The following is a 22,888-nucleotide window of genomic DNA, read 5'->3' as shown; positions in this document are numbered from 1 at the left end:
ATTAAGGAGGATTTTCGATGATTTTAAAAAAAATAGGAAGTAATCCGTTAATCACTCAATTTGCTGATAAATTTGTTAAAGACTACCCTGGACATTATTCCAGACATAATCCGCAAAGCTATTCCATTGACTCCAGTCAGTATAATCAGATTATTGCTTATGTATCTGGAGAGTCGGACAAGTTTCCTAGTATTCTTGTCCATCCAAAAGTATATGCCTATGCTTGCATGTCTCATCTAGAAAAGATGGGGAAAAACGGGACAGACGAAGCCTTCTTTAGAGCAGCAGCTATTCTCTTTAAAACGAGTGCAAATGAAAGCCATAAAAGTAACGTACTTCGTATTTGCATTGGGGATTTTGCGAAAACGATCATGCTGTCACAAGCCATCAAGGATGTAGAGGAACAAAAACAGACCGCTATCCGCCAACTGTGTGATACGCGGAAATATATAGGAGATGCAGCTATTTCCTATTATGTCGACACGCTTATCAAGAATTATACATCAAGTGTAAAAAACTCATATTCCGTCACAGAATCTGCTGTTCCTCTGTTGCTAACGCTCCATTACCTGTCTCTTATTGACAGCAGCTATCTTGAAGAGATAAAGGAGCAAATTGAACCCTTTATGTACTATCTGCTTACTGAGAATGTAGAGGGCTTACAGCAAGAGATTTCGACAGCAATAAAAGCATTAGCTTCTAATCCCTTGGCGAAAAAAGATTGTGTATCTGCTATTTATTTGGATAAACAAATCCACAAGCAGAAGATAGAGGCTATTCAAAAGCAGTTTCAACTGATTCCTGAGTCTCAAACAGAGAAAACACTCAGCCGTTCTGAGTTTAATCTATATGCAATGCTAGTTCCAGCGGCTCTTCTCTACCGAGTAAATGTACGAGGCAGCAAAGCCAATTTCTTAGAGCAACAAAATGAACTGGATCGGGAGCTATTACGTGCAATGACCTTGCTCTATGAAATTGTTCCGCTTGATGTAATCAATTCCTTATCTTCCGAGTATCGAGAGCAGGGAGCGGACCTGTACGAAATGCTTGAAGGGATTATGCCATTGACAGAACCATATGAATTAATTATCTGCGCAATTAGGGAAATGCGCGGTTATCGAGTTGAGTGGCAAACGGTAGAAAATAGATTGCTTGTGAATACCGGCAGAGCGAAAAGAGCGATGGTGCTTGTGTCGGATTGGTTAATGAAGGGATACATATTCAAGACACTTCAGGATCACGGGATTGATATGTCAGATCAGAATGTAACATTGCATGATATGGTGCTTGCTTCCCTCAAGGAAAATAACAGAACGCATAAGCTCTATCGCTACCTTACCGCAAAGCTGTCTCTGCAAGAAATATTGGATGAATTTGCTCAGCCAGCTTCATCTGCTGCTAAATTTAATTCCTATGATATAAAGGATCAATTATTTTTATTTACGCTCCTACCAGTGGAGAATCCCATCATTGAACGATTTGTCGCTTTTCTGAGTCATTATGGGACCCAACAAGAGAACATGTCCCTTATTCATATGCTGTTCTCCTCGCCTGCATTTGACCCTGAGAAATGGATAGCTGCGTATGCGGATCATCCACAGGTGAATATTGATCGTTTTTTACTTCATATCCTTAATTATAAAGGTTCAATTGATTATTATAGCGAGCTGTCAGAGGATTCCTACCAAAGAATTGTTTTAGGAAATATCGAAAAAAGTCTACAATTGTACAGTCAATTAGGTGCTGAAGCAAGAACGGCCATTTTAGAAAATATTTTTGAGAAAAAGAATGAGCTAAGCCAAGATTACTACTGTCAAGCCATTCAGCTAGGGCTGCAAGATACTTCTAAAAAAGCAAGCAGCATAGCGCAAGCAGAGTTTACGAATATAAAAAACAAAGACCTGTATATTCGTATCTATCAGAGGGAAAAGAAAGCTAAGCTAAAAGAGCTGGCATTAGACGCCATGCGAGGAGTAGAGGATTATCAAAGCATCTATCAGGAGCTGCTATCAAATGAGACGAGTGCTAAGTTCAAAACGTTACTGCAAAATTTAATCGATGCTGCTAACCAAAGTCCAGATAAAGCACATGCAACCTTTGGAACCGTAGTAGACAAAAGAAAGCTAGCACGGTTGAAATGGCTGATGATTGAACAATTCCCTGTACTGCTAGATAAAGAAGGCGGGGAGCTGGATGCAGAAGTAAAAGAATACATTTTGACACAATCTGTTGAATTTACGACAGCACCCAACCCTCATGTTTTAAAGGTGAAGGACTATGCCGCTCCCAATTCATTAGCTGATTTTGCAATGGAATTATACGCGATCTGGCTGGCTAATCAGGCTCCTGCTAAGGAAAAATGGGTCTTGTTTGTATGCACCTCTCTTGGAGATCGAAGAATCATAGATGAGTTAAGCAAACAGATCAAGGTATGGGCGGAAGCAGGACGAGGTGCACTTGCATCAGATGCAGTTAAAGCCCTGTCCTTTATGCAAGAAATAGCGGCCTTTGTGACCATTGATCAGATGAAACGGACTGTGAAAAATAGACAGGTGAAGGCAGCGGCAGCGGAAGCCCTAACCATGGCAGCGCAGAACTTAAAAATAACGCCTGAGGAATTAGAGGATCGATTAGTTACGACACTAGGCTTCGACCAACGAGGAAAGCGCATTTTCAGCTACGGACAGAGAACGTTTACCGTAAAAGTAAATAATGACCGCCAATTACATGTAACCAATGATGAAACGGGAAAGGTAGTTAAAAATTTACCTGCACCTGCACAAAAGGATGATGCTACCTTAGCTGAACAAGCTAAATTGGAGTTCGCCCAATTGAAGAAGGATGTAAAAAATCTCGTTACGATTCAATCCTTACGACTGGAAGAATCGCTCTCTAAACAAAGGCTGTGGAGCATAACAGCTTGGAAAAATCTCTTTGTAGAAAACGTGATGATGCAGAAGTTTGCGATAGGGCTTATCTGGGGAGTGTATGAGGATGGCAAACTAACAGATACCTTCCGTTACATGGAAGATGGCACTTTCAATACGGTAGATGAAGAAGAGTATGAATTAAAGGAAGATGCGCTTATTGGCTTGGTGCATCCGATCGAGCTTACAAAAGAAGACCTGCAAGCCTGGCAAACACAGCTTGAGGATTATGAAATGAAGCAGCCGTTTCCTCAGTTGGATCGAAAGCTCTACTTTCCAACTGAAGAACATCTAAAAACGAATCGAGTTACCGATCTGCCAGCAGAAGAATATTCACCAACTGCCTTTCCTAAAACGATGGAGAAGTATGGCTGGTATAAAGGAGTGGCACAGGATGCAGGCTTCTATCATGAATTCTATAAAGAATATGGAGATATGATTGTGGAGCTGAAATTCAGCGGTGCTAGTATCTCTTATTATGATGGCATGGAGGATATCTCTTTAGAAAGCTTAGCCTTTTATGCCAATAAATTTGATCGTTATTATTACTATGAAAAGAGCCAGCCTTTACCGATTTCTACTATTTCACCGCGTTTATTTAGTGAAACGGTTTTTGATATCATGCGAGCTGCAGGAAAATAATAAGCTGCGTACTGAGGTGGGAGAAATCTCACCTCGGGACTGAAGCTATTTTTCAATAAAGAGGTGCGTATGACAGATTTTTTAATTCAATTTGATCAACTGATAGCGCGTTGTACAGAAGAATTTTTGATTAAGCATGCGAACAAAGGCTTATATAATCGTGCCGTGAAGGATATGGAAAAGGGTTTACAGGTGGCATTTACATTTGAAGCTGATCAAGTGATCTGTAAGCTGGATGACGAGATTGTATGTCATGTAAAAGCCGATATGAATAGCCATGTCTGTAGCTGCCCCTCAGATAAAATTTGTAAACATATCATAATCGCGCTCTTATCCTATAAGCAAAATTATGAGCCGAAGGTAGAAGCGAAGCCTGCCGATTTTTCATGGCTTCTTGCTAAGCCCTTGGGTGAAATATACGATCAGTTTACGGAAGCACAGGTGGAGGAGGTTCTGTTTCGAATTTCCTATGCTGAGGAGCTAGAGGTAGGAGAATGTTCGTTTCTTACCATTAAAATGAGCTGGCAGGACATAGAGGTTTCTTTTATGGAAGAAGCAGATATAGGGAAGAGCATTTGCAGCTGTAAACAAAAAGAAAGCTGTATTCATAGACTGGAAGCTATTCTAAGGTATAGAGCAATACATCAGGTGATCGATGATTCGGGGTATCAAACAAATAAACAAATCGATTATTCGTTGGACGTGGTTCAGGATAGCAAGCAGATCATAACAGAAATCATTAGTCTGGGCCTGGCTAAATTACCAGAGACGATTTGCGCAAGATTAAAAGTATTAGCCATTGCAGCACATAATGGGCATTTAGCTCAATTGGAAAAGGATATAAGAAATATCGATGGACAATTAACGTTGTTTTTTCAGCGTCATATCCGTTTTTGTCACAAAGCATTTCTCGAAAAGCTAACAAATACCTATTTAAGTACGGTTGTCTTGGAAAAAGAACAAAGTCAAGAACAACTGCGACAGGTAATTGGGCGTTTTAAAAGTAGATATTACACGATTCCCAGATTGCGACTATATGCGCTGGGAGCTGATCCGTGGGCGACCCGATCCTCCTATAAAGGGATTACCTATTACTTTTACTGCACAGATGATAAAAAGATATATAGCTATACAGATTCGAGACCTGTTTACTATGAAGGAATTGAATTTCACTTTAAGGAACAGTATGGGCAGAGATCTCCTTGGGGAAGAGAGTGGAGGATGAATGATTTATCTCGAGCTCAGCTTGAACTACGAGCTTGCAAAGTAAATCAGGAGCAACGCATCTCTTCAAGTGAGGAGACGCTGCTAGAATTAAAATCAAGAGAATCCATTGAGAATGTGGATTTGGGGGATTTCCTTATTCATAATTGGAACGAAAAGCACGCTAGAGATCAGCATGTGGCTTTATTCCAGGGCAGACGGGAGCAATTGACTATCATACAAGTAAGCAAGGTAAACGGCTCGGCTTATGAACAAGGAACGCAAAATTTTATCTTTACTGTCAATGATCAGAAGGGCAATGAGCTTGCGATGACGATTCCCTATAACAAGGAATGGGAAAAGACGATTCCTTTTTTAGAGAAGGATAAGAAGTTTTTAGAGCTTCGTGACTTTTATATATTTGCTCACGTTTATGAACAGCATATCTATCCAATCAGCTTTTTAAAAGACGAGGCAGTGACCAATCTGAAGCTGGATTTTTAGGGGCGTGATACATGATGAATGCGCTGGAGCAGCTTGTTGATCAAATAATTCCCTGGAGCGAACGGCTTTTGTTAAAGGGATTAGCGAAAATAAACGAGCAAGACATACAGGAAGTGAACCAATTTATCACGGCTGCACGCCAATTGGACATGAATTTTTTGGTACAGGTACTAGAGAGGATGGAGGCGCAGGGGAGGGCGTATGTACGGAGTAGCAGAGCAGATATAGCGGATGTAACAGAAAGCTATTTTTATCTTTGTCAGTATATGGAGTTTATTAACAAAGATACCTTTTCGAGAATAGAATAATTTTCTCGCTTTGCAAAAAATCAGAGCCGGTTAAAACGCATGAAAATCTTTTCAGATATGTTTAGGGTGCACCTATGAATAGGCGCACTTTTTTTGTTTACGAAAACAAAAATGATCGAGGAGAGTTATGACTTTCAGGCTTGCAACCTCCCCTGCATAAATTATTCATGCTGTCTAGGGGTGTTCCCCATGCATTATGTTTTTGATAAAATTCTTTCTCCAATTTCTGGGTATTTTGCATACTTCCTTTGTTTTTAACATACTCTTGTTCAAAAGAGGTAAGACTTCCTTTGATTATCAGGAACTTTTATATTGGGACGTATAATTATTTAAAAATGACTTGATTTATAAAAGAGTTGCGAGAAACAGCTTTTTTACAAAAGTTGGTAAATGAAGTGATGTAAACTCCAATCCTTTTCTCACATCTGTTCCTCGATTTGATCCCCAATCAGAGTAACTGTGATTAAACCTGTTGGTTTATGTTCTAACTAATTGCTTGCGGAAAGAGGCTTAAAAGCATCAACTAGTAAGGCTTTCGCCTCATAACCATTTTAAAAAAATGGGTACTCGCCTAACACAATTCATTTCCGTTTATCATTCAATATCTAGAGGGATTGATAGGAGGTGTAAATGTTATGTCTGGACACATATGTAGATCAGATGAAAAAATTATTTATGTTACAAACGATTTTTTTCCACAAGTGATTAGTCCTGCTAACATAGTGCCTGTAGTCATCAATTTAAATAGCGCCTCAAGCTCTTTTGGCATTATATTTGAGCCAAACATTGACACCATTACGATTATCAAGAGTGCAATATATCTGACGCAATTTAGTATACAAATCTCTACTGTTTCTTCTCCCCCAGCAAACCCTGCTCCCCTTCTCAAATTCGAGTTGCTTCAGAATGGGGAAACGATTATTCCTTCTCAAACAAGCTTTCATTCCCATAATCCCGGTACTACTTATGTCACCTCCACTTTATTACCTCAACTCTTTCATAAAGGGGATAAGATTCAATTGGTTCTGTCCTCTCCAAATCCGTTGCCTGCTGACACATCGCTTCGGATTGATTTTGCTAGCATCACGATTTTTGATATTGATTTGTAATTTTGGCAATCATACTAAGATAGAAAGAGCTCATCTGTTTTTAAACATGTGAAAGGGGATTTCCTTGGCAGCTACCTTGGGAATCCCCTTGCATTTTAACAATTGCTGCTTGATTCTGCTTGTTAGTCCATTTACGAAGCAGTAGCAGGTAAGTGCAAAATCAATTGCTTGAAAATACATTTATTTTAGAATGTATATAAATAAAAAATATATTTTCTGTAAAACGAAAAATGGTATCATTTTTAATAGTTTGCGGTAAGCCAATCAGTATGATTTATTCAAATAGAAAATCATAGATTCATTTGGTAAAGTGAATGTTAAGAAAAATAAAAACCTGCCTTTTTCGCAACGATCAGTATTTATGCATGGAAAGCTGTAGGTAAATGATGGATATTGGTGGTGTACATAGTATGGACGACATGATATGCAGTAGCACTGATAAATGTATGCTTGATGAGTTATCCTTCAGACTTCGGTCCATTGAGGCTGTGAAGGGGGGAGCTCTTTGCCAATTGAAGCAGCAACTTGCTTTTTCCTATGCGCTTATTGTCATGACCAGTGGAGAAGTGCAGCTTGTACTGGATCATCAGCAATGTGAGCTGGATAAAAATTCGGTGTATGTATGTAGACCGGGACAAACTTTTGGAACACTCGCATTGAGTGAGGAGATGGAGCTCTATGTGTTATATTTCGATGTATTTAAGCACGAGCCCAATCATGTAAGCTGTATGACGATAAGCAAGGATGAACAGTTGTTTCCTTATAAAGAAAAAATCTCTGTTTACCCTTCCGATAAGCTGACATCCATGTGTGAAGATTTGTATCGTCATTGGCAAAGTAAAGCTAGTACAAGCAGTTTTCGTTGTCAGATTGATTTTCAGGAAATCCTGTTTTATATCAATCAGAATTGTCGGACGAAACCGGAAAACGCATATTCAGCACTCGAATATGTAAAGCAATACATGGAGGAACATTATACCGATTCATTAACGATCGATAAGCTGGCACAGGTGGCCGAAATCAGTCCGAAATATTTTGTGGATTTGTTCAAAAAAAAATACGGGATAAGCGCGATGGAGTATGTTGCTAAGCTACGAATACAGCAAGCTAAGCGACTTATGGCTCAATCAGATGCTAGGCTGCGCGATATCGCTCATCAGGTAGGCTACGCGGATGAATTCTATTTTAGCCGGAAGTTTAAGAAGGAGATAGGCGTTTCACCTAATGTTTATATGAAAAGTCGCCGTCGAAAGCTGGTGGCATACAGTCCAGCACATATAGGCTATTTATTACCGCTACATATTATGCCGTTTGCTGCTCCACTTCATCCCAAGTGGACGGAGTATTATTATCGAGAATATCGCAATGAAATCCCTGTTCATATCAGCGCATATCGTCAAAACCATCACTGGCAGGAAAATATAGAGCTGCTTAAGCAGATATCCGCAGATGTCATCATTGCAAATGATAATCTTCCGAAAATAGAAAAGCAGGCCTTAGAAAAGATAGCTCCAGTGTTCTATCTCTCTGTTTCACAAATGGAATGGCGTCAGCAGTTTCGTCTTCTGGCGGAGTTTTTGGGAGAGTCCTGGCAAGCAGAGAAGTGGCTTGAGGAATACGATCGGAAGCTTCAAACGGTAAGAGAGCGATTGCAGCCTGGGCTGGAGAAGGAAGCGGTTGTTGTAATCCGATTAGTACAGCAAAATATGTTTGTACAGAATCATCGCGGGATCTCAGGCATGCTGTTTGATGATTTGCCATTTAAACCAGCTTGTGTGAACAAAGCATTAGATGCTACGAAGCCCATTTCCATAAAGGAACTGAAAGCGTTGAATGCTGATCGCCTTTTCATGCTGATTCGTCAGGAAAATGAAACACTGGCTATCTGGGAAAAAATCCAAAATGAACCGCAGTGGCAAACTGTTTCAGCGGTTCAGCAGAACAGAATCCATATGCTTGCTTCTGATCCGTGGCTGGAATATTCCCCGCATGCCCACCTCCGAATGCTTGATCATCTTACGGAGCTATTAGCTGTAAATCGTCCATAATTGTTCTGGATATTGTCTATGGTACTACAATGGCTAATTCGCTATGATCAATTTTGATAATGATTATCAGTTGGGTAATTCGTGCAGGTAGCTGTGAGGAGAGGGTGAATTTGGCGATGAAACAAACAGAAAAACGTTCTGCCTTCGCCATTCCGGGGGCAGAGCAACGGACAGTAATAAGCAAACGTGGTGCATCATACCGCATTATGGTGTACAAACCGGAAGTACCTGCACCCGAGACTGGTTTTCCGGTTATATATATGCTGGATGCAAATTCAGCGTTTGGCTCGATGGCGGAGACCGTTCGCTTACAGACGCGCGGACCGCACATGCTGGAGCCAGCAGTAGTAGTTGGTATCGGATATGATACTGACCAACCCTTTGAAACGAATCGACGGTTCTATGATTACACCGTGTATGCTGATAAAACGGAGCTCCCTAATCGTAAGGACGGGTCTGAATGGCCGACAACCGGAGGAGCAGACTTATTTTTGACATTTATTGAAGAAGAGCTGAAGCCGTTGATTGAACAGGAGATTTCCATTGACCGTAATCGTCAGACGTTATTTGGTCATTCCTTGGGCGGACTGTTTACATTATATACGATGTTTACAAAATGTCAGGCTTTTCAGGTTTATGCAGCCGGAAGTCCGTCTATTTGGTGGAAAAATCAATTTCTGCTTCCGTTAGCAGAACGCTTTGCTAAGGAAGCGAAGGAATCAACAGCAGAGCCTGTACAAACTAGTCTTTTGATAGGGATAGGCAGCGAGGAAAAGGCTGAGATGGTCGCGGATGCCAAAGAGATGTACGAACGTCTATCTTCCAGTAACATACCTGGCTTGCAGGTTCAATACCGTTGCTTTGATGATGAGGGCCATCTATCCGTTCTTCTCCCGTACATCGGACTTGTCATTCGATCTGCATTAGCAAGGAAATAATCGCATCGTGTAAAAAGGAAAATAAGATAAAAACGCATGCTTTGTTCTGACAGACAGTCGCATGCGTTTTTGTTATTATGATTACGAAGTTACGAATGCTGGTGTCAGTGATTTTGTCATTTCTATACGGGCACTGTACTCTAAAGCCAAGACAATATTGGTATAGGTACCGCTGCCAGATACATATTTTTACGTATGCTGTAAGCAGGCTGGTATAAATATAGAGGCTGAACCTCGGACCTGCTGGATTTTTCCCTTAATTTCCGCTTCACATTGGCGGTTAATATTCGATACCTCGAATTCGTCAGGATATACTCCTTGTAATATGGCTCAGTCCGATCGAGCACATAAAATGACTTCATAACCACCCAGGCCACCTAGTCCAAAGATGATGACTCTAGACTTTCGGAGTCGCTCCTGTCTTGGGAGAGTATACCCCGTTGTTTTTTTGACCATTTCCCAGTAATACTGATTTTCGTCCAGTGCTTAACCACCCTTTTAACTAAGTAACACTTGCTCCATCAATTCCAAGCGTTCTTGCGATGACACGACGGACAGACGAGATTTATTTTTTTGGCACGGAAATCTGGCAAATTTACTCTATGACAATGTCATACTCCATCCGTTTCGCTGTCTTTTCGGCGGTTTCTTTTCCTAGTAATCGTTTGACTAAGTAAAATGACATGTTAATGCCGGCGGAAATGCCTCCTGATGTTACGATTTTTCCTTCATCCACAAATTTTACGTTCCTCTTAACCCGTAGCTTCGGATACTCTTTTTCAAGTCGATCATACGAATTCCAATGGGTCGTCACCGTTTTGCCATTTAGCAATTCTGCTTCTGCCAGAATTAATGCTCCTGTGCATACGGAAGCCATAATATCAACGGTTTTCATTCGGTCTTGCACCCATTTGATTATATGTTTGTTATGCATTTCCGTACGGCTGCCAGGTCCTCCTGGAACGATGAGAATATCAAAGGCAGGAGCATTTTCGAAGCTGTAATCAGGCTGAACCTTCAATCCATTTCGCGCTGTAATCATTTTCCCATCCTCTGAAATGGTTTTCACATGAAAAGGCTTATCTGATGTATCGTGTTCGGTAACGGCAAAAACCTCGAAAGGACCTGCAAAATCCAATACTTCCACGTCGTTGTACAGCAAAATTCCTACAGTCCACTTCTTTTTTTCAGGTTTTCCCTCTGAAGACTTGGGAGAATCGGGTACTGATGAGTGTCCCCATGCACTTGTACCAAAAGTGGTTAGGAACATTGCTACGATGAGAATATAACTACATAATTTTTTCAATTTACTCAGCTCCTTTTATTGGGAATTATTTCTTTTCGCCAAAATAATATCCCAAATCTACAGACTTAAACATGACTAATAAGGGCTAGAAAATTGAGAATATTACAATTTGTACATTTATATACATGTTTTGCAAGTATGGACAGTTGTGTATGTTTTTAGTAAGAGAGCGGGATCACGCCTTATCGTATATGGCCAAACAAATGCTGGTATGGGAAACGAATACCAACTTTGAAAAAACTGTAACCTTAATGAGGACACGGATCACACCCTGCATACGGACGAACCGTATATTTCAAAAAATATCGTATAAATCATTGAGATTTTGCAAAAAATCCGTTTCTGAAAACAAGAGAACCAATTTACGCTGTAGTGCTTTGTTGTAATCGATGAATAGGTTTGAGGCGAACCCCGACAACTGTCGGGGTTCTTTTTTATAAGGGAAAAAATGTTCGAGAAAAATCGAGCCTTAGATTAAAGGCTTAGAGTTGAATTTGCTTTGTAGCGATATTTTTGCAAAATTCCCTGTCATGCTCCACAAACAGGACAGTTGGTGTGTATTCTAGCAGCAGCTCTTCAATTTGCATGCGGGAAATCACATCGATAAAATTAAGCGGTTCATCCCAAATATGCAAATGAACTTTCTCGCAAAGACTTTTTGCAATCAGCACTTTCTTCTTTTGACCGCCGCTAAAAGCGGAAATATCCTTTTCAAATTGAACTCTGGAAAAATCAAGTTTTCTTAAAATAGATTTAAACAGGCTTTCATCAATCCCGTTGTTTCTAGCGTAGTCCGTTACATTTCCCTGTAAATGTGAGGTATCCTGTGAAACATAGGATATTTTGAGCTGACTGCCTTTGCTAAAAGTGCCCGTATAGTTGAGATTCTCACCGCAAATAAGCTTAATAATACTTGATTTTCCAGAGCCGTTTTTACCGCACAGCGCTATTCGTTCCCCTTGCTCAATTGTAAAGTTTATATCTGTGCAAACCATTTTCTCGCCATAATAAATGGAAACATTTTTAAGTTCTGCAAGCTGGTTTTTATGAAAAGCAAGCTGTGAAATTTTTAAGCTTTCAGCGTTTTCAATGTTTTTAAGGAGCTTAGACCTTTCCTCAATAGCAGATTGCTGTCTCTGCTCCATTGCTTTCGAGCGTTTCATCATTTTAGCAGCCTTGTGACCAATATACCCTTTATCTACCTTGGAACCGGAATTTCTTGTACCATTTTTCGTTTTTTCCACTTCGTGTGACCAGTTGCTTGTTCTTTTAGCAGAATTCGACAAGCGTTTAATGTCTTTTTTTAGCCTTTCGTTCTCTGCAAGCTCGAAGTTATCCCGTCTCTCTTTATTTTCCCACCAATCAGAGAAATTGCCTTTTTGTATTTCGATATTGGTTCTATTGATGGAAAGGATGTGATCTACACAGTTATCAAGGAATGACCTGTCATGAGACACAAGAATAAATCCGCTTTTGGTATTGAGATAATCACTGACAAGTTTTCTTGCGTGCATGTCGAGATGATTGGTTGGTTCATCAATTAACAGAAAATGATTTTCCTTGAGAAATAATGTAGCTAACAGCACTTTCGTTTGCTCACCGTTGGACAATGAATCAAAGGGTCGATATAAAACATCCTCAGAAACCTTTAGCAATGAAAGCTCACGCATCAATTTCCAGTGGACATAGTCTGGATAAATATCGTCGATTACATCAAGGGTATTATTTGCCTTATTTTCGACAGGGAAAGGAAAATATTCAAAGCTGACCGCAGCAGAAATATTTCCGCTGTATTCATATTTCCCAAGCAATAGGTTAAGAAAAGTTGTCTTCCCTTTGCCGTTTCTTCCGGTAAATCCCAATTTCCAATCCGTATCGATCTGGAAGCTTACGTTTTCAAATATGTTATCGAAACTGCCATCATAGGCAAACGTCAGGTTTGTAACATTGATTAATGACATAAGATATCCTCCTGTATAAAAAAATAAAAGCTACAAGAAAGTTACCTTCTTGCAGCTCAAATAAATACAGCAAATCCACCCCATAATGAATGGGGTCAGATAAGGATATATTGTTTGAGTGAAAAGATGCAGTAACCTTCTTGCATATAAAGAATAAAACATACGAAAAATATCGCTTTTATAGTTTTATTGATTTATATATTCGCAAGAAAAATTACTCCATGTTTTCAACTCCAATCATTAAATTACACGTATCTTATCATACTTATTTTTTAATTTCAACACATTATCTTCTGGACAACGAGGGCACCAATACTCGCCATGTAGTCCGACCGCCGCCATGTAGCACAGCAGCATGTGGTGGGAGAGGCATACGTTCGAGCTATTTATTTAGTAAACAAAAAACGCATTGATTTAGCGATAGAACGGTGATATCATTTTATTAAACGACGTTTAAAACTTTGTTTAAAATCTTGGTTAAAAAACCGTGATGAGGAGGTAGAAAATGACACATTCTGAAACAAATCAGGGCACAAAAGAAAAAATTCTTAAGACAACCTTGGAATTGATTAAAAAAGAGGGCTTTGAGAGTGTGACCATCAGGAAAATTGCAACGAAATCAGAAACCAATATCGCGCTTATTAATTACTATTTTGGATCAAAAGAAAGACTGATAAGCGAGGCTGTTAAAGTTCTGCTAAACAGCTTTCAGGATACCTTCACTATTTTAGATGACCTCAGCTTATCACCAAGGGACCGTTTGCAATCCTTCCTCATCCGTTATGTTCAGGTCATCTTGCAATACCCAGAGCTTGTATCAAGGATTATTGCAATGGGGACTGCACCGTTTGCTTCCCAGCAGGAATATGGAGAATTTCTACAAACAATGGGCTTTCAAAAGGTTCAGGCGACATTACAAGAGATCACGCAGGAAAGCGACCCAAACCAGTTAATGATGATGACGACGCAGCTATTTGGCGCAATCTTTTTGCCTGCGTTAATGAAGCCAATACTGGAATCAGGAGCAGGGGTAACCTTTGCGCCAATCGAAGAGCAAGTGAAATTCCTATTTGATCACTATTTTTCTTACAAATAAGCGAACAGGGGAGAAGAAGACATGAACTTCCTACGGAAATATTGGCAGGATTTAGGTATGGCTGTTGCTCTGATGGTCGGGCTTTATTTGTATGCGGAATGGCAGAATATCACGGAAATACGCTCTATTTTATGGCTTAGCTTTGTGGCAATTCTATTCCACCAATTTGAAGAATACCGCTGGCCTGGATATTTCGGAGGATTGTTCAACGTGCTTATTTTTAAAAGTGAATATCCGCAACGATATCCATTAAACCCTCAATCGGCTATGATCATCAATCTAGTTATCGCTTATGTTTTTTATCTGCTTCCTGTGCAGTTTCCAGATGTGATCTGGCTTGGTCTTGCTCCTATTTTGATGGGCTTCTTTCAATTTATCTGGCACGGCATTTTTGCCAATATAAAAGGAAAAACACTGTATAATCCAGGCTTGTTTGCTGTTATCTTTCTTCACATTCCGGTTGGCTGCTGGTATATCTATCACATTGTTAGTCATAGCTTAGTGACTACAGTTGATTGGGTAGCTGGTACGATCTACTTTATCGCCGCCGTGTATGTTCTGATCGTTAAAGGCAATATATGGTTGAAGGATAAAGGGACGCGGTACAGTTTTTCTAAGCAGCAGATGGGGCCTTATGGTAAGGGGATGTGACACTGTTCCTAACGAACTACACTCACTAGAATGGGCGCCAGCCGATTTGCCAACAATAGAGAAACTTTCAAAAGAACATGTATTACAGTTTCGCTAAAAACATGACCCGAGTAACGGACAGACCATAATGTCCGTTGCTCGGGTTTTTACTTGGATCCATATATCTTTCCTTCAATTTTCCAAACTCTTTACTCCCACGACCCACTGTAAAAAATATTTTCGTGGAACATCTTTTCCTAATTTTGTTATAATTCTACTGGGAATAAATGTTTATTTGTGAATAAACCAAAAAAGGGAGAAACCTGATGCAAAAAACCTATGCGCTATCGAATCCCCAAAAGAGAATTTGGTATACGGAAATGATGCATCCTGACACGGCGGTTAATATTATGGCAGGTTTTATAAAAATCACAGGGCAGTCTGATTATTCAAAGCTATGTCAGGCGATAAACGCAGCGATTTATGCCCATGATGCCCTGCGAATTCGTTTAACAGATGAAGGACAAGCAGAACCAAGGCAATATCTAGCAGATTATCAGGAGCGGCAGTTTCCTGTCATGGATCACAGCAAAAGGGTAGCGCATTCAAAGCTTGAAGACGACGTATCGATCATACAAGAGCGTGAACAACAGTCAATGATAAATAAAGTAGTAGAATGGGCCGAAGATCAGGCAAAGATCCCTATGGAGTTGTTCCACTCTGACTTGTACGATATTTCCATTCATTTGATTGATGATGAGCAAATATGGGTGTATTGCCGATTCCATCATTTGATTGCCGATGGTGTGTCGATAGATATGTTCTGTAATCAGTTTATGGATAACTATGTTCAGTTGCTTGCAGGAGAGGCAATCGAGCTGAAAAGACAGCCCTCCTATCTCTGCTATTTGGACAGTGAAAGGGAATATGAGTCATCCGTTCGCTTTCAGAAGGATAAAAGCTTTTGGCAGGAGGCTTTTTCCAGTCTCCCGGACGTAAATGGAATCAAACAAGTGCCTACCTATCAGTCGAGTACCTTGGCAGAGAGAGAATCTGTTTCTATTCCAGAGGAACTTCAAGCGTCGGTTCATTCCTTTTGTAAAAAATATCAGGTCAGCGTAAATGCCTTATTCCTGGCTGTTCTTTCCATTTATGTCCAGAAAGTGACCCTGTCAGATGATAGTACGATTGGTACGCTTTATGGGAATCGGACGAACCGCACGGATGCTGACATGTTTGGCATGCTCGTAAGCACTCAGCCGTTTCGCACGCAGATGAATGCTCAGCTAGATTTTGCCGCCTATGTCCGCCATATAACTCAGAAACAGGTCTCTATCCTACGCCATCAGAAGTATCCTTATAATTTACTCATGCAAGAATTACGGGCGAAGCATCGCGGAATGGATGAGCTTTTTACGATTGTACTGGAGTATCAGCCGATGAAGTGGGGAGAAAAGGGACAGCTAACATATAGCATGGAATGGCTCTTTAATGGCCATGCTGGCTACCCGTTGTATGTACACGTAAAAGAGCATCTGGACAGTGGACAGATCATGCTTACCTTGGATTATCAGATTGAAATGTTTGATAAGTCAGAAATAATGAGGGTGACAGAGCAGCTTTTGCTTCTGCTACAGGATGGTGTAATGGAGCCTGGGAAAAAGGTCGGTGAGCTACGGCTTCTATCCGAGCAGGAAAGACAGCTACTTCTATCCTTTAATGACACGACAAATGCGTTTCCTTTGGACAAAACGGTGCATCAGTTGTTTGAAGAACAGGTTGAAAGGACCCCTGAGCATATAGCAGTGATTTTTGAGAATAAGCACCTCACTTATCGTGAATTAAATGAGCAGGCAAACCGTCTGGCAAGAAGACTAAGAAAAAAAGGAGTAGAACCCGATCAGGCTGTTGCCATAATTACGGAACGATCCAAAGAAATGCTAATCGGTATTTTTGCCATTATGAAAGCAGGCGGGGCCTATTTACCCATCGATCCGGAATTTCCGACAGAACGAATTCAGTATATGCTACAGGATAGTGGAGCGTCTTTATTGCTTGTGCATCCTTCTTTTGCTGGGCATTTCCCATTTGAGGGGGAGGAGATCGTCATACAATCCGAGCTTTATGCGGATGAGGATGAGGCAAATCTAGAACCACTGGCAAAAGCAGATCATCTTGCGTATATCATCTACACATCCGGTTCGACGGGAAATCCAAAAGGGGTCATGATCGAACACCGATCTGTTGTCAGCCGCAATGCTTGGTCGCAAAGAAAGTATCCGCTTACGGAGCAAGATACGATTTTACAAAAAACACCGTTCACATTTGACGTCTCCGTTTATGAATTATTTGGCTGGTCTTTCGTAGGAGCCAAGGTCTGTTTCTTACAGCCTGGAGCAGAAAAAGACCCGGCGATGATTATTCAGACCATCCAAAAGCAACACATATCAATCATACATTTTGTCCCCTCTATGCTTCATATTTTCCTTACCTATCTTACGGAGACATGGAAAGCAGAGCATGTCAAAAATCTCCGACTGATACTTGCTAGCGGGGAAGCGCTCAAGGCACAGCATGTTGCTACATTTCATGACATTCTGCAACCGTACGGCATTTCCCTCCATAATTTATATGGTCCTACAGAGACGACCATTCAAGTAACCTATTATGACTGTGATACAGCTAGCATGCCATTTGTCCCGATAGGTCGGCCGGTCGATAATGTACAAATTTATATCGTTGGTCCGCATGGCGAGCAACAGCCGGTGGGAGTGACAGGAGAACTTTGTGTGTCAGGTGTAGGTTTGGCAAGGGGGTATCTCAATTTGCCAGAGATGACGGCAAGTCGTTTTGTCGCGAATCCCTTTACAAATAAAGGGGAGCTGATGTACAAGACAGGAGATTATGCTAGGTGGTTGCCCAATGGACAATTGGAGTATTTAGGACGAATCGATCATCAGGTGAAAATCCGGGGATATCGTATCGAGTTGGGGGAAATAGAAGCGCAGCTAGTCAAAATAGACGGCTTAAAAGAAGCAGTAGTAGTGGCGGTTGAGAATGGGCCGGGAGTGCAGGAGCTGTGTGCATATATTGTGTCGGAGCGTAAGCATCGGATTGGGGCATTGAGAGAGGAATTAGCAAATGTATTACCGACCTATATGATCCCTACCTATTTCATCCCTCTTGAGAATATGCCGCTAACACCAAATGGTAAGGTTGATCGCAAAGGACTTCCATTACCTAAGCGATGCACAGACACACTTGGCACAGATGAGGTTTATATTGAGCCAAAAAACGAAAGAGAAAGGCTATTGGCAACGATATGGGAAGATGTGCTGCGAGTGGAGAGAGTAGGAGCTAGGGATAATTTTTTCTACCTGGGCGGAGACTCTATTAAGGCCATACAAGTGATGACTCGTCTGCGTGCCAAGGGCATGTCCTTAGAAATGAAGCGTCTGTTTCAGTTCCCTATTCTTTCAGATGCGGCACGAGAGATTTCCTTACTGGAACAAAAGCTAGAGCATCGACTGCCAAAAGCTTCAGCTTCCTTAGTTTCGCTTCCGGTAGAGGAGCTTTCTTTATTGAAAAAACAAGTAGAAGAAGAAATTCCAATGGGGTGCATGGATCAGGCCTACCCCTTAACGCCATCACAAGAATGGATGTATGTTCACAGCTCTATGAATCAGCCCTCCTCCTTTTTCATTCAATTGGAGTTGGTGCTAAAAGGAGGGGTAGACGTTGATTTGCTAGCTACTAGCCTCCAGTGTGTAGTGGAGCGGCACGATGGTCTGCGTACGATTTATCGGTATACGGAAAGAGAAGTTCCTGTGCAATGTGTTCTGAAAAATCGGGATATTCCACTGTTGCAGGCAGATGTATCTCACTTAGACGAGCAGGAGCAACGTCACTATTTACAAAACCTGCGGATGGCTGATCGTCAACGTGGTTTTGATCTCGCACAAGATGTGATGCGCTTAGCGGCAGTCACATTATCTGCCAACTCCTATCATATTTTGGTGAGCACTCATCATATTCAAATCGATGGGTGGAGCTTGCAGATTATGCTACAGGAATGGATGGAGCATTACCGTGCTATGCTTAACAACGCCCCGTTGGAAATAGAAGAGGCTGTACCGTTTTCTACCTATATGAGGTGGATTGAACAGCAGGATCAGGAGGAATCGCTTCGTTTCTGGAGCCAGTATCTTCACGGATATGAAGACTCTGCCCCTCTCCCGAAAATGATGGTTACTGGATCGAAGAAGGAAGAAAAGGATATAGAGCCAAGAGTTGATCACAGACAGGAGAGTATAGGGTTCGAGCAAGATGAGACGATCATGTATATTGAAAAAACGCTCACATCACAGCTGCAACGTATCGCTAGCAAATATCACTCCACTATGGGAGCTATCCTGCAAACGGCATGGGGTATCCTGTTAGGTAAATATAATGGCAAGCGAGACGTTGTATTCGGAAAGACGGTTTCTGGAAGGCCGTCTGAGGTGGAAGGTGTAGAAAAGATCATTGGTTTATTTATCAACACCAATCCTATCAGGGTAAGCTGGGATGAGCAGAGTACGTTTTTGGAGCTGTTGAAAAGAGTCAGTCAGCAGGCTGTTGAAGCGAAAGCCTATGAATATTGTTCCTTCTCAGATATCCAAGCACAAAGTCCAGTTAAGCAAGGGCTTATTGACCATCTGTTTATTTTTCAGAACTATCCATTGGATGTAGAGGGGCTTGCTCATACTACCCAAGCCCTAGGGTACACAATGGATTTACATGCTTATTTTGAACAGACACACTATGACTTTACCGTAAAGGTGACTCCAGAGGATTGCTTGCAGTTCCACTTTATTTACAATAGAGAACGCTATGCTGAAAAGTACGTAAAACGTTTGATGGAGCATTTTCTTACCCTGTTGCAGGGGATTGTTGAGAACGCAGATCAACCGATAGATCAGATCGAAGTAACCTCGCCAAAAGAAAAACAGGAACTGCTAGAACGATTCAATGATACAAGAGTGACGTTTCCAAAGGAGAAAACATTTACGCAGTTGTTCGAGGAGCAGGTGGAAGCTACACCTAATGAATGTGCGATCGTATGGAAGGATCAAACGATAAGCTATCGGGACTTAAACAAGAAAGCGAATCAACTGGCAAGAAGATTGCGGGAAAAAGGCGTGAAGGCAGAGACTGTCGTGGGTGTTCTCATGGATCGTTCCATTGAAATGTTCGTTAGCGTGCTTGCGGTATTCAAAGCAGGTGGAGCCTATGTGCCAATTGATCCTATGTATCCTAGAGAGCGAATTTACTACCTGCTCAGGGATAGCGATTCGATGATTTTACTGACAACGAGAGCGACAGAGGCTCATATTCAGCTAGAGAAGGAAGAATTTACGAAAGAAATCGTGTATGTCGAGGATGAATCGAATTATCACCCAGATAGCTCTAATGTAGTAGCTGTGACGAAGCCCGGCAACATGGCATATCTGATTTACACTTCAGGCTCAACCGGTAATCCCAAAGGTGTAATGATTGAACACCGAGGCTACGTGAATGCGGCCTATGCCTGGATGCAGGAATACGATCTGAAACAATCTCCTTGTCGTTTGTTGCAAATGGCCAGCTTTTCCTTTGATGTATTTGCTGGGGATATGGCAAAGGCACTCCTTACAGGTGGTCAGCTCATCATTTGTCCAGAAGACATTCGGATTCATCCCCCCGCTTTATATGAATTTATGCGCAAGCATCAAATCAGCACGGTTGATACGACACCGGCTTTATTTGTACCCATTATGCGATATGTAGCAGAGGAGGGCTTGGAGCTTCCCGATCTGAAGCTAATCCTGCTTGGAGCCGACACTGTGCCGATGAATGATTTCACTTATTTATTACAGAAATTTGGATCAACCATACGTATTCTAAATACTTACGGAGTAACGGAGGCTAGTATTGAATCCAGCTATTTTGAAGAGGAAGCGGATTGGTTCAATGGCAAAAGTCGAGTCCCCATTGGCAAGCCGTTGCCCAATACCAGCTACTATATTGTCAATCAGCAGAATCAGCTATTGCCCGTAGGAATTGCTGGGGAATTGTGCATAGGAGGGGTTGGTGTAGCGCGCGGCTATTACAAAAAGCAGGAATTGACTCTGCAAAAATTTGTCCCAAACCCGTATGCACCAGGTGAAATGATGTATAAAACCGGAGATAAAGCCAGATGGCTGCCAGATGGAAATGTAGAGTTTTTAGGGCGTCTGGATCATCAAGTCAAGGTACGTGGATACCGTATCGAAACAGGGGAAATAGAGGCGAACATCAGGAAGCTTGAATACGTCAGGGAAGTCGTGGTCTCAGTCTGGACAAATTCTCAGGGGGAGCATGAGCTATCCGCTCACCTCGTCTCGGATGAAGCGTTGTCATTTGCCAGAGTACGGGAGGAACTAGCAGCTATTTTACCAGGATATATGATCCCTACCCATATGTGCCAGATCGATCAAATTCCGCTTACACCTAATGGCAAGGTTGACCGGAAATCATTATCCATCCCTGACGGCAATGAGCTTCGCACGCAAGAATACGTGGCTCCACGCAATGAACTGGAAGCTAAATTGGCAATCATATGGCAGGACCTACTAGGAATCAGTCTGATTAGTATCTATGAGGATTTTTTTGAATTGGGCGGACATTCTTTAAAAGTAATGATGCTGGTCGCCAAGATCCAGAAGGAGTGGCATGTTCAATTGCCGATTGAAAAAGTCTTCCAAAATCCCACAGTAGCATCGTTGGCAAAGCTTCTTCCTGAAATGGAGAAAAGCGTGCAGATGAGTATTCAGCCTGCACCAAAGAGCGACTATTATCCGCTTTCTTCTGCCCAAAAAAGATTGTTCCTGCTTCATCAATTAGACAAGGCTACCCTAAGCTACAATATTCCAGTTGTAATGATGTTGGAGGGAGCCGTCGACCGAGATCGCATGGAAATAGCTTTGCAGCATTTGGTCCAAAGGCATGCTACATTGCGAACCTCCTTTGAAATGGTACACGGAACTCCGATGCAACGCGTACATGAGAAGGCAGATTTTACGGTCCAATATGAAGATCTAGGAAACAACAACACAACAGAGCAGGATATCCAGTCACTGATTCGAGCATTTATTCAGCCGTTTGATTTAGAGATGCCGCCGTTACTTCGAGTTGCTCTCATTCGGCTTGCGACAGATCGTCACCTTTTGCTTGTAGACATTCATCACATTATTTCAGATGCCGTTTCCATGGCTACCTTTACGGTTGAATTTGTACGCCTTTATCAAGGAGAAGAGCTGCCTGCACTACACCTGCAGTACAAGGATTACGCTGTATGGCAGCATGCTTGGAAACAAACCTCCTCCTATTTGAAGCAGGAAGAATATTGGCTACATCAGCTAGCAGGAGAGCTTCCTGTTTTACAGCTTCCGCTTGATTATAAACGTCCTGAAGCTCTTACATTTGAAGGTGATCAAGTATGGATTCCTCTTGATTCAAAAACATCTCGTCTTGTGCACCAAGTAGCAGAGGAAACAGGAACAACCCCCTTTATGCTGTTACTTTCGGCGTACAGCTTGCTGCTCGCTCAATATAGTGGTCAGCAAGAAATCCTGATAGGATCACCGATTGCTGGCAGGAGAGATGACGATCTTCAACGGATCATTGGAATGTTTGTTAATACAGTGGTATTTCGAATGCATCCGGCTGGAAGTAAATCGTTTGCAGCTTATTTAGACGAGGTCAAATTGACTTCATTAGCGGCTTTTGAAAACCAGGACTATCAATTTGAGGAGCTGATCGAAAAGGTAAAGATTGAGCGAGCTCCTAATCGCAATCCTCTTTTTGATACAGTATTTGTACTTCAAAACACAGATTGGCAAGCAGATCAAGCAGGTGAACTAACACTAGCACCCTATCCGTATGCTCATCAAACAGCAAAATTCGACCTTACTTTGCAGGCGATAGAGCAAGGAGACGCGTTTCATTTTACATGGGAGTACCGAACAGCGTTATTTAAACGAGACACCATTGAGCAGATGGGACAGAACTACGTGGAGCTTCTTCGGATGGTGACAGCGAACAAGGACATGCTCATTCATGAGATTCCCTTCCTTCGCGCGAAAAAGCTGGAGAGTGCTATAACAGAGGACTTTACGTTTACATTTTAATAGCAAAGATTTTTCTCTGGTATAAAA

11 protein-coding genes and 2 pseudogenes are annotated in these 22,888 nt (G+C 41.6%); 10 read left to right on the top strand and 3 right to left on the bottom strand.

The genetic code is table 11. The features are described 5' to 3' along the window. Nucleotides 1-17 precede the first annotated feature (17 nt). The 6 genes from QZ995_RS14295 to QZ995_RS14270 all read left to right on the top strand — a co-directional run bounded on the left by QZ995_RS14295 (nucleotide 18) and on the right by QZ995_RS14270 (nucleotide 9,679). Nucleotides 18-3,569, top strand: coding sequence for a DUF4132 domain-containing protein (locus QZ995_RS14295; RefSeq protein ID WP_301808064.1), 3,552 nt, complete (start codon nucleotides 18-20; stop codon nucleotides 3,567-3,569). Nucleotides 3,570-3,638: 69 nt separating this feature from the next. Then, a complete protein-coding gene (locus QZ995_RS14290; protein WP_301808062.1) occupies nucleotides 3,639-5,276 on the top strand; it encodes a hypothetical protein in 1,638 nt (545 codons plus the stop codon). An 11-nt stretch (nucleotides 5,277-5,287) separates the two neighbouring features. Then, entirely contained in the window at nucleotides 5,288-5,584 is a 297-nt protein-coding gene (locus tag QZ995_RS14285; protein WP_301808059.1) for a hypothetical protein, read from the top strand. 635 nt (nucleotides 5,585-6,219) lie between these two features. Then, nucleotides 6,220-6,693, top strand: a complete 474-nt coding sequence (locus QZ995_RS14280) for a hypothetical protein (RefSeq protein ID WP_301808058.1) — start codon at nucleotides 6,220-6,222, stop codon at nucleotides 6,691-6,693. A gap of 512 nt (nucleotides 6,694-7,205) precedes the next feature. Continuing rightward, nucleotides 7,206-8,741: an ABC transporter substrate-binding protein gene (locus QZ995_RS14275; RefSeq protein ID WP_301808056.1), complete on the top strand. Its 1,536-nt coding sequence runs from the start codon at nucleotides 7,206-7,208 to the stop codon at nucleotides 8,739-8,741. Nucleotides 8,742-8,857: 116 nt separating this feature from the next. Then, complete coding sequence (locus tag QZ995_RS14270) at nucleotides 8,858-9,679, top strand: alpha/beta hydrolase (RefSeq protein WP_301808213.1); 822 nt, start codon at nucleotides 8,858-8,860, stop codon at nucleotides 9,677-9,679. Between the two features lie 273 nt (nucleotides 9,680-9,952). Here QZ995_RS14270 and QZ995_RS23840 read toward each other — a convergent pair. The 3 genes and pseudogenes from QZ995_RS23840 to QZ995_RS14260 all read right to left on the bottom strand — a co-directional run. Beyond that, nucleotides 9,953-10,162: pseudogene (locus QZ995_RS23840) on the bottom strand (ThiF family adenylyltransferase); the annotation flags it as partial. Between the two features lie 112 nt (nucleotides 10,163-10,274). Further along, nucleotides 10,275-10,985 carry a DJ-1/PfpI family protein gene (locus QZ995_RS14265; RefSeq protein ID WP_301808053.1) on the bottom strand — a complete coding sequence of 237 codons (711 nt, stop codon included), beginning with the start codon at nucleotides 10,983-10,985 and terminating at the stop codon, nucleotides 10,275-10,277. 482 nt (nucleotides 10,986-11,467) lie between these two features. Next, nucleotides 11,468-12,946 carry an Lsa family ABC-F type ribosomal protection protein gene (locus tag QZ995_RS14260; protein WP_301808049.1) on the bottom strand — a complete coding sequence of 493 codons (1,479 nt, stop codon included), beginning with the start codon at nucleotides 12,944-12,946 and terminating at the stop codon, nucleotides 11,468-11,470. Nucleotides 12,947-13,451: 505 nt separating this feature from the next. On the opposite strand from QZ995_RS14260, the gene QZ995_RS14255 reads away from it, so the two are divergent. From QZ995_RS14255 to QZ995_RS14240, 4 genes and pseudogenes are all read left to right on the top strand, one after another. Continuing rightward, nucleotides 13,452-14,042: a TetR/AcrR family transcriptional regulator gene (locus QZ995_RS14255; RefSeq protein WP_301808047.1), complete on the top strand. Its 591-nt coding sequence runs from the start codon at nucleotides 13,452-13,454 to the stop codon at nucleotides 14,040-14,042. Nucleotides 14,043-14,063: 21 nt separating this feature from the next. Then, on the top strand, nucleotides 14,064-14,693 hold the full coding sequence (locus QZ995_RS14250) for an HXXEE domain-containing protein (protein WP_301808043.1): 630 nt from the start codon (nucleotides 14,064-14,066) through the stop codon (nucleotides 14,691-14,693). A 7-nt stretch (nucleotides 14,694-14,700) separates the two neighbouring features. Further along, nucleotides 14,701-14,790 (top strand): annotated as a pseudogene (locus QZ995_RS14245) (8-oxo-dGTP diphosphatase MutT); the annotation flags it as partial. Between the two features lie 208 nt (nucleotides 14,791-14,998). Beyond that, nucleotides 14,999-22,861, top strand: coding sequence for an amino acid adenylation domain-containing protein (locus tag QZ995_RS14240; protein WP_301808041.1), 7,863 nt, complete (start codon nucleotides 14,999-15,001; stop codon nucleotides 22,859-22,861). The last annotated feature ends 27 nt before the right edge of the window (nucleotides 22,862-22,888 follow it).

Source organism: Brevibacillus laterosporus, from assembly GCF_030489605.1.
GTDB lineage: Bacteria > Bacillota > Bacilli > Brevibacillales > Brevibacillaceae > Brevibacillus_B > Brevibacillus_B laterosporus_E.
Note: the sequence above shows the minus strand (reverse complement) of the source record. Positions and strands in the feature narration are given on the sequence as shown.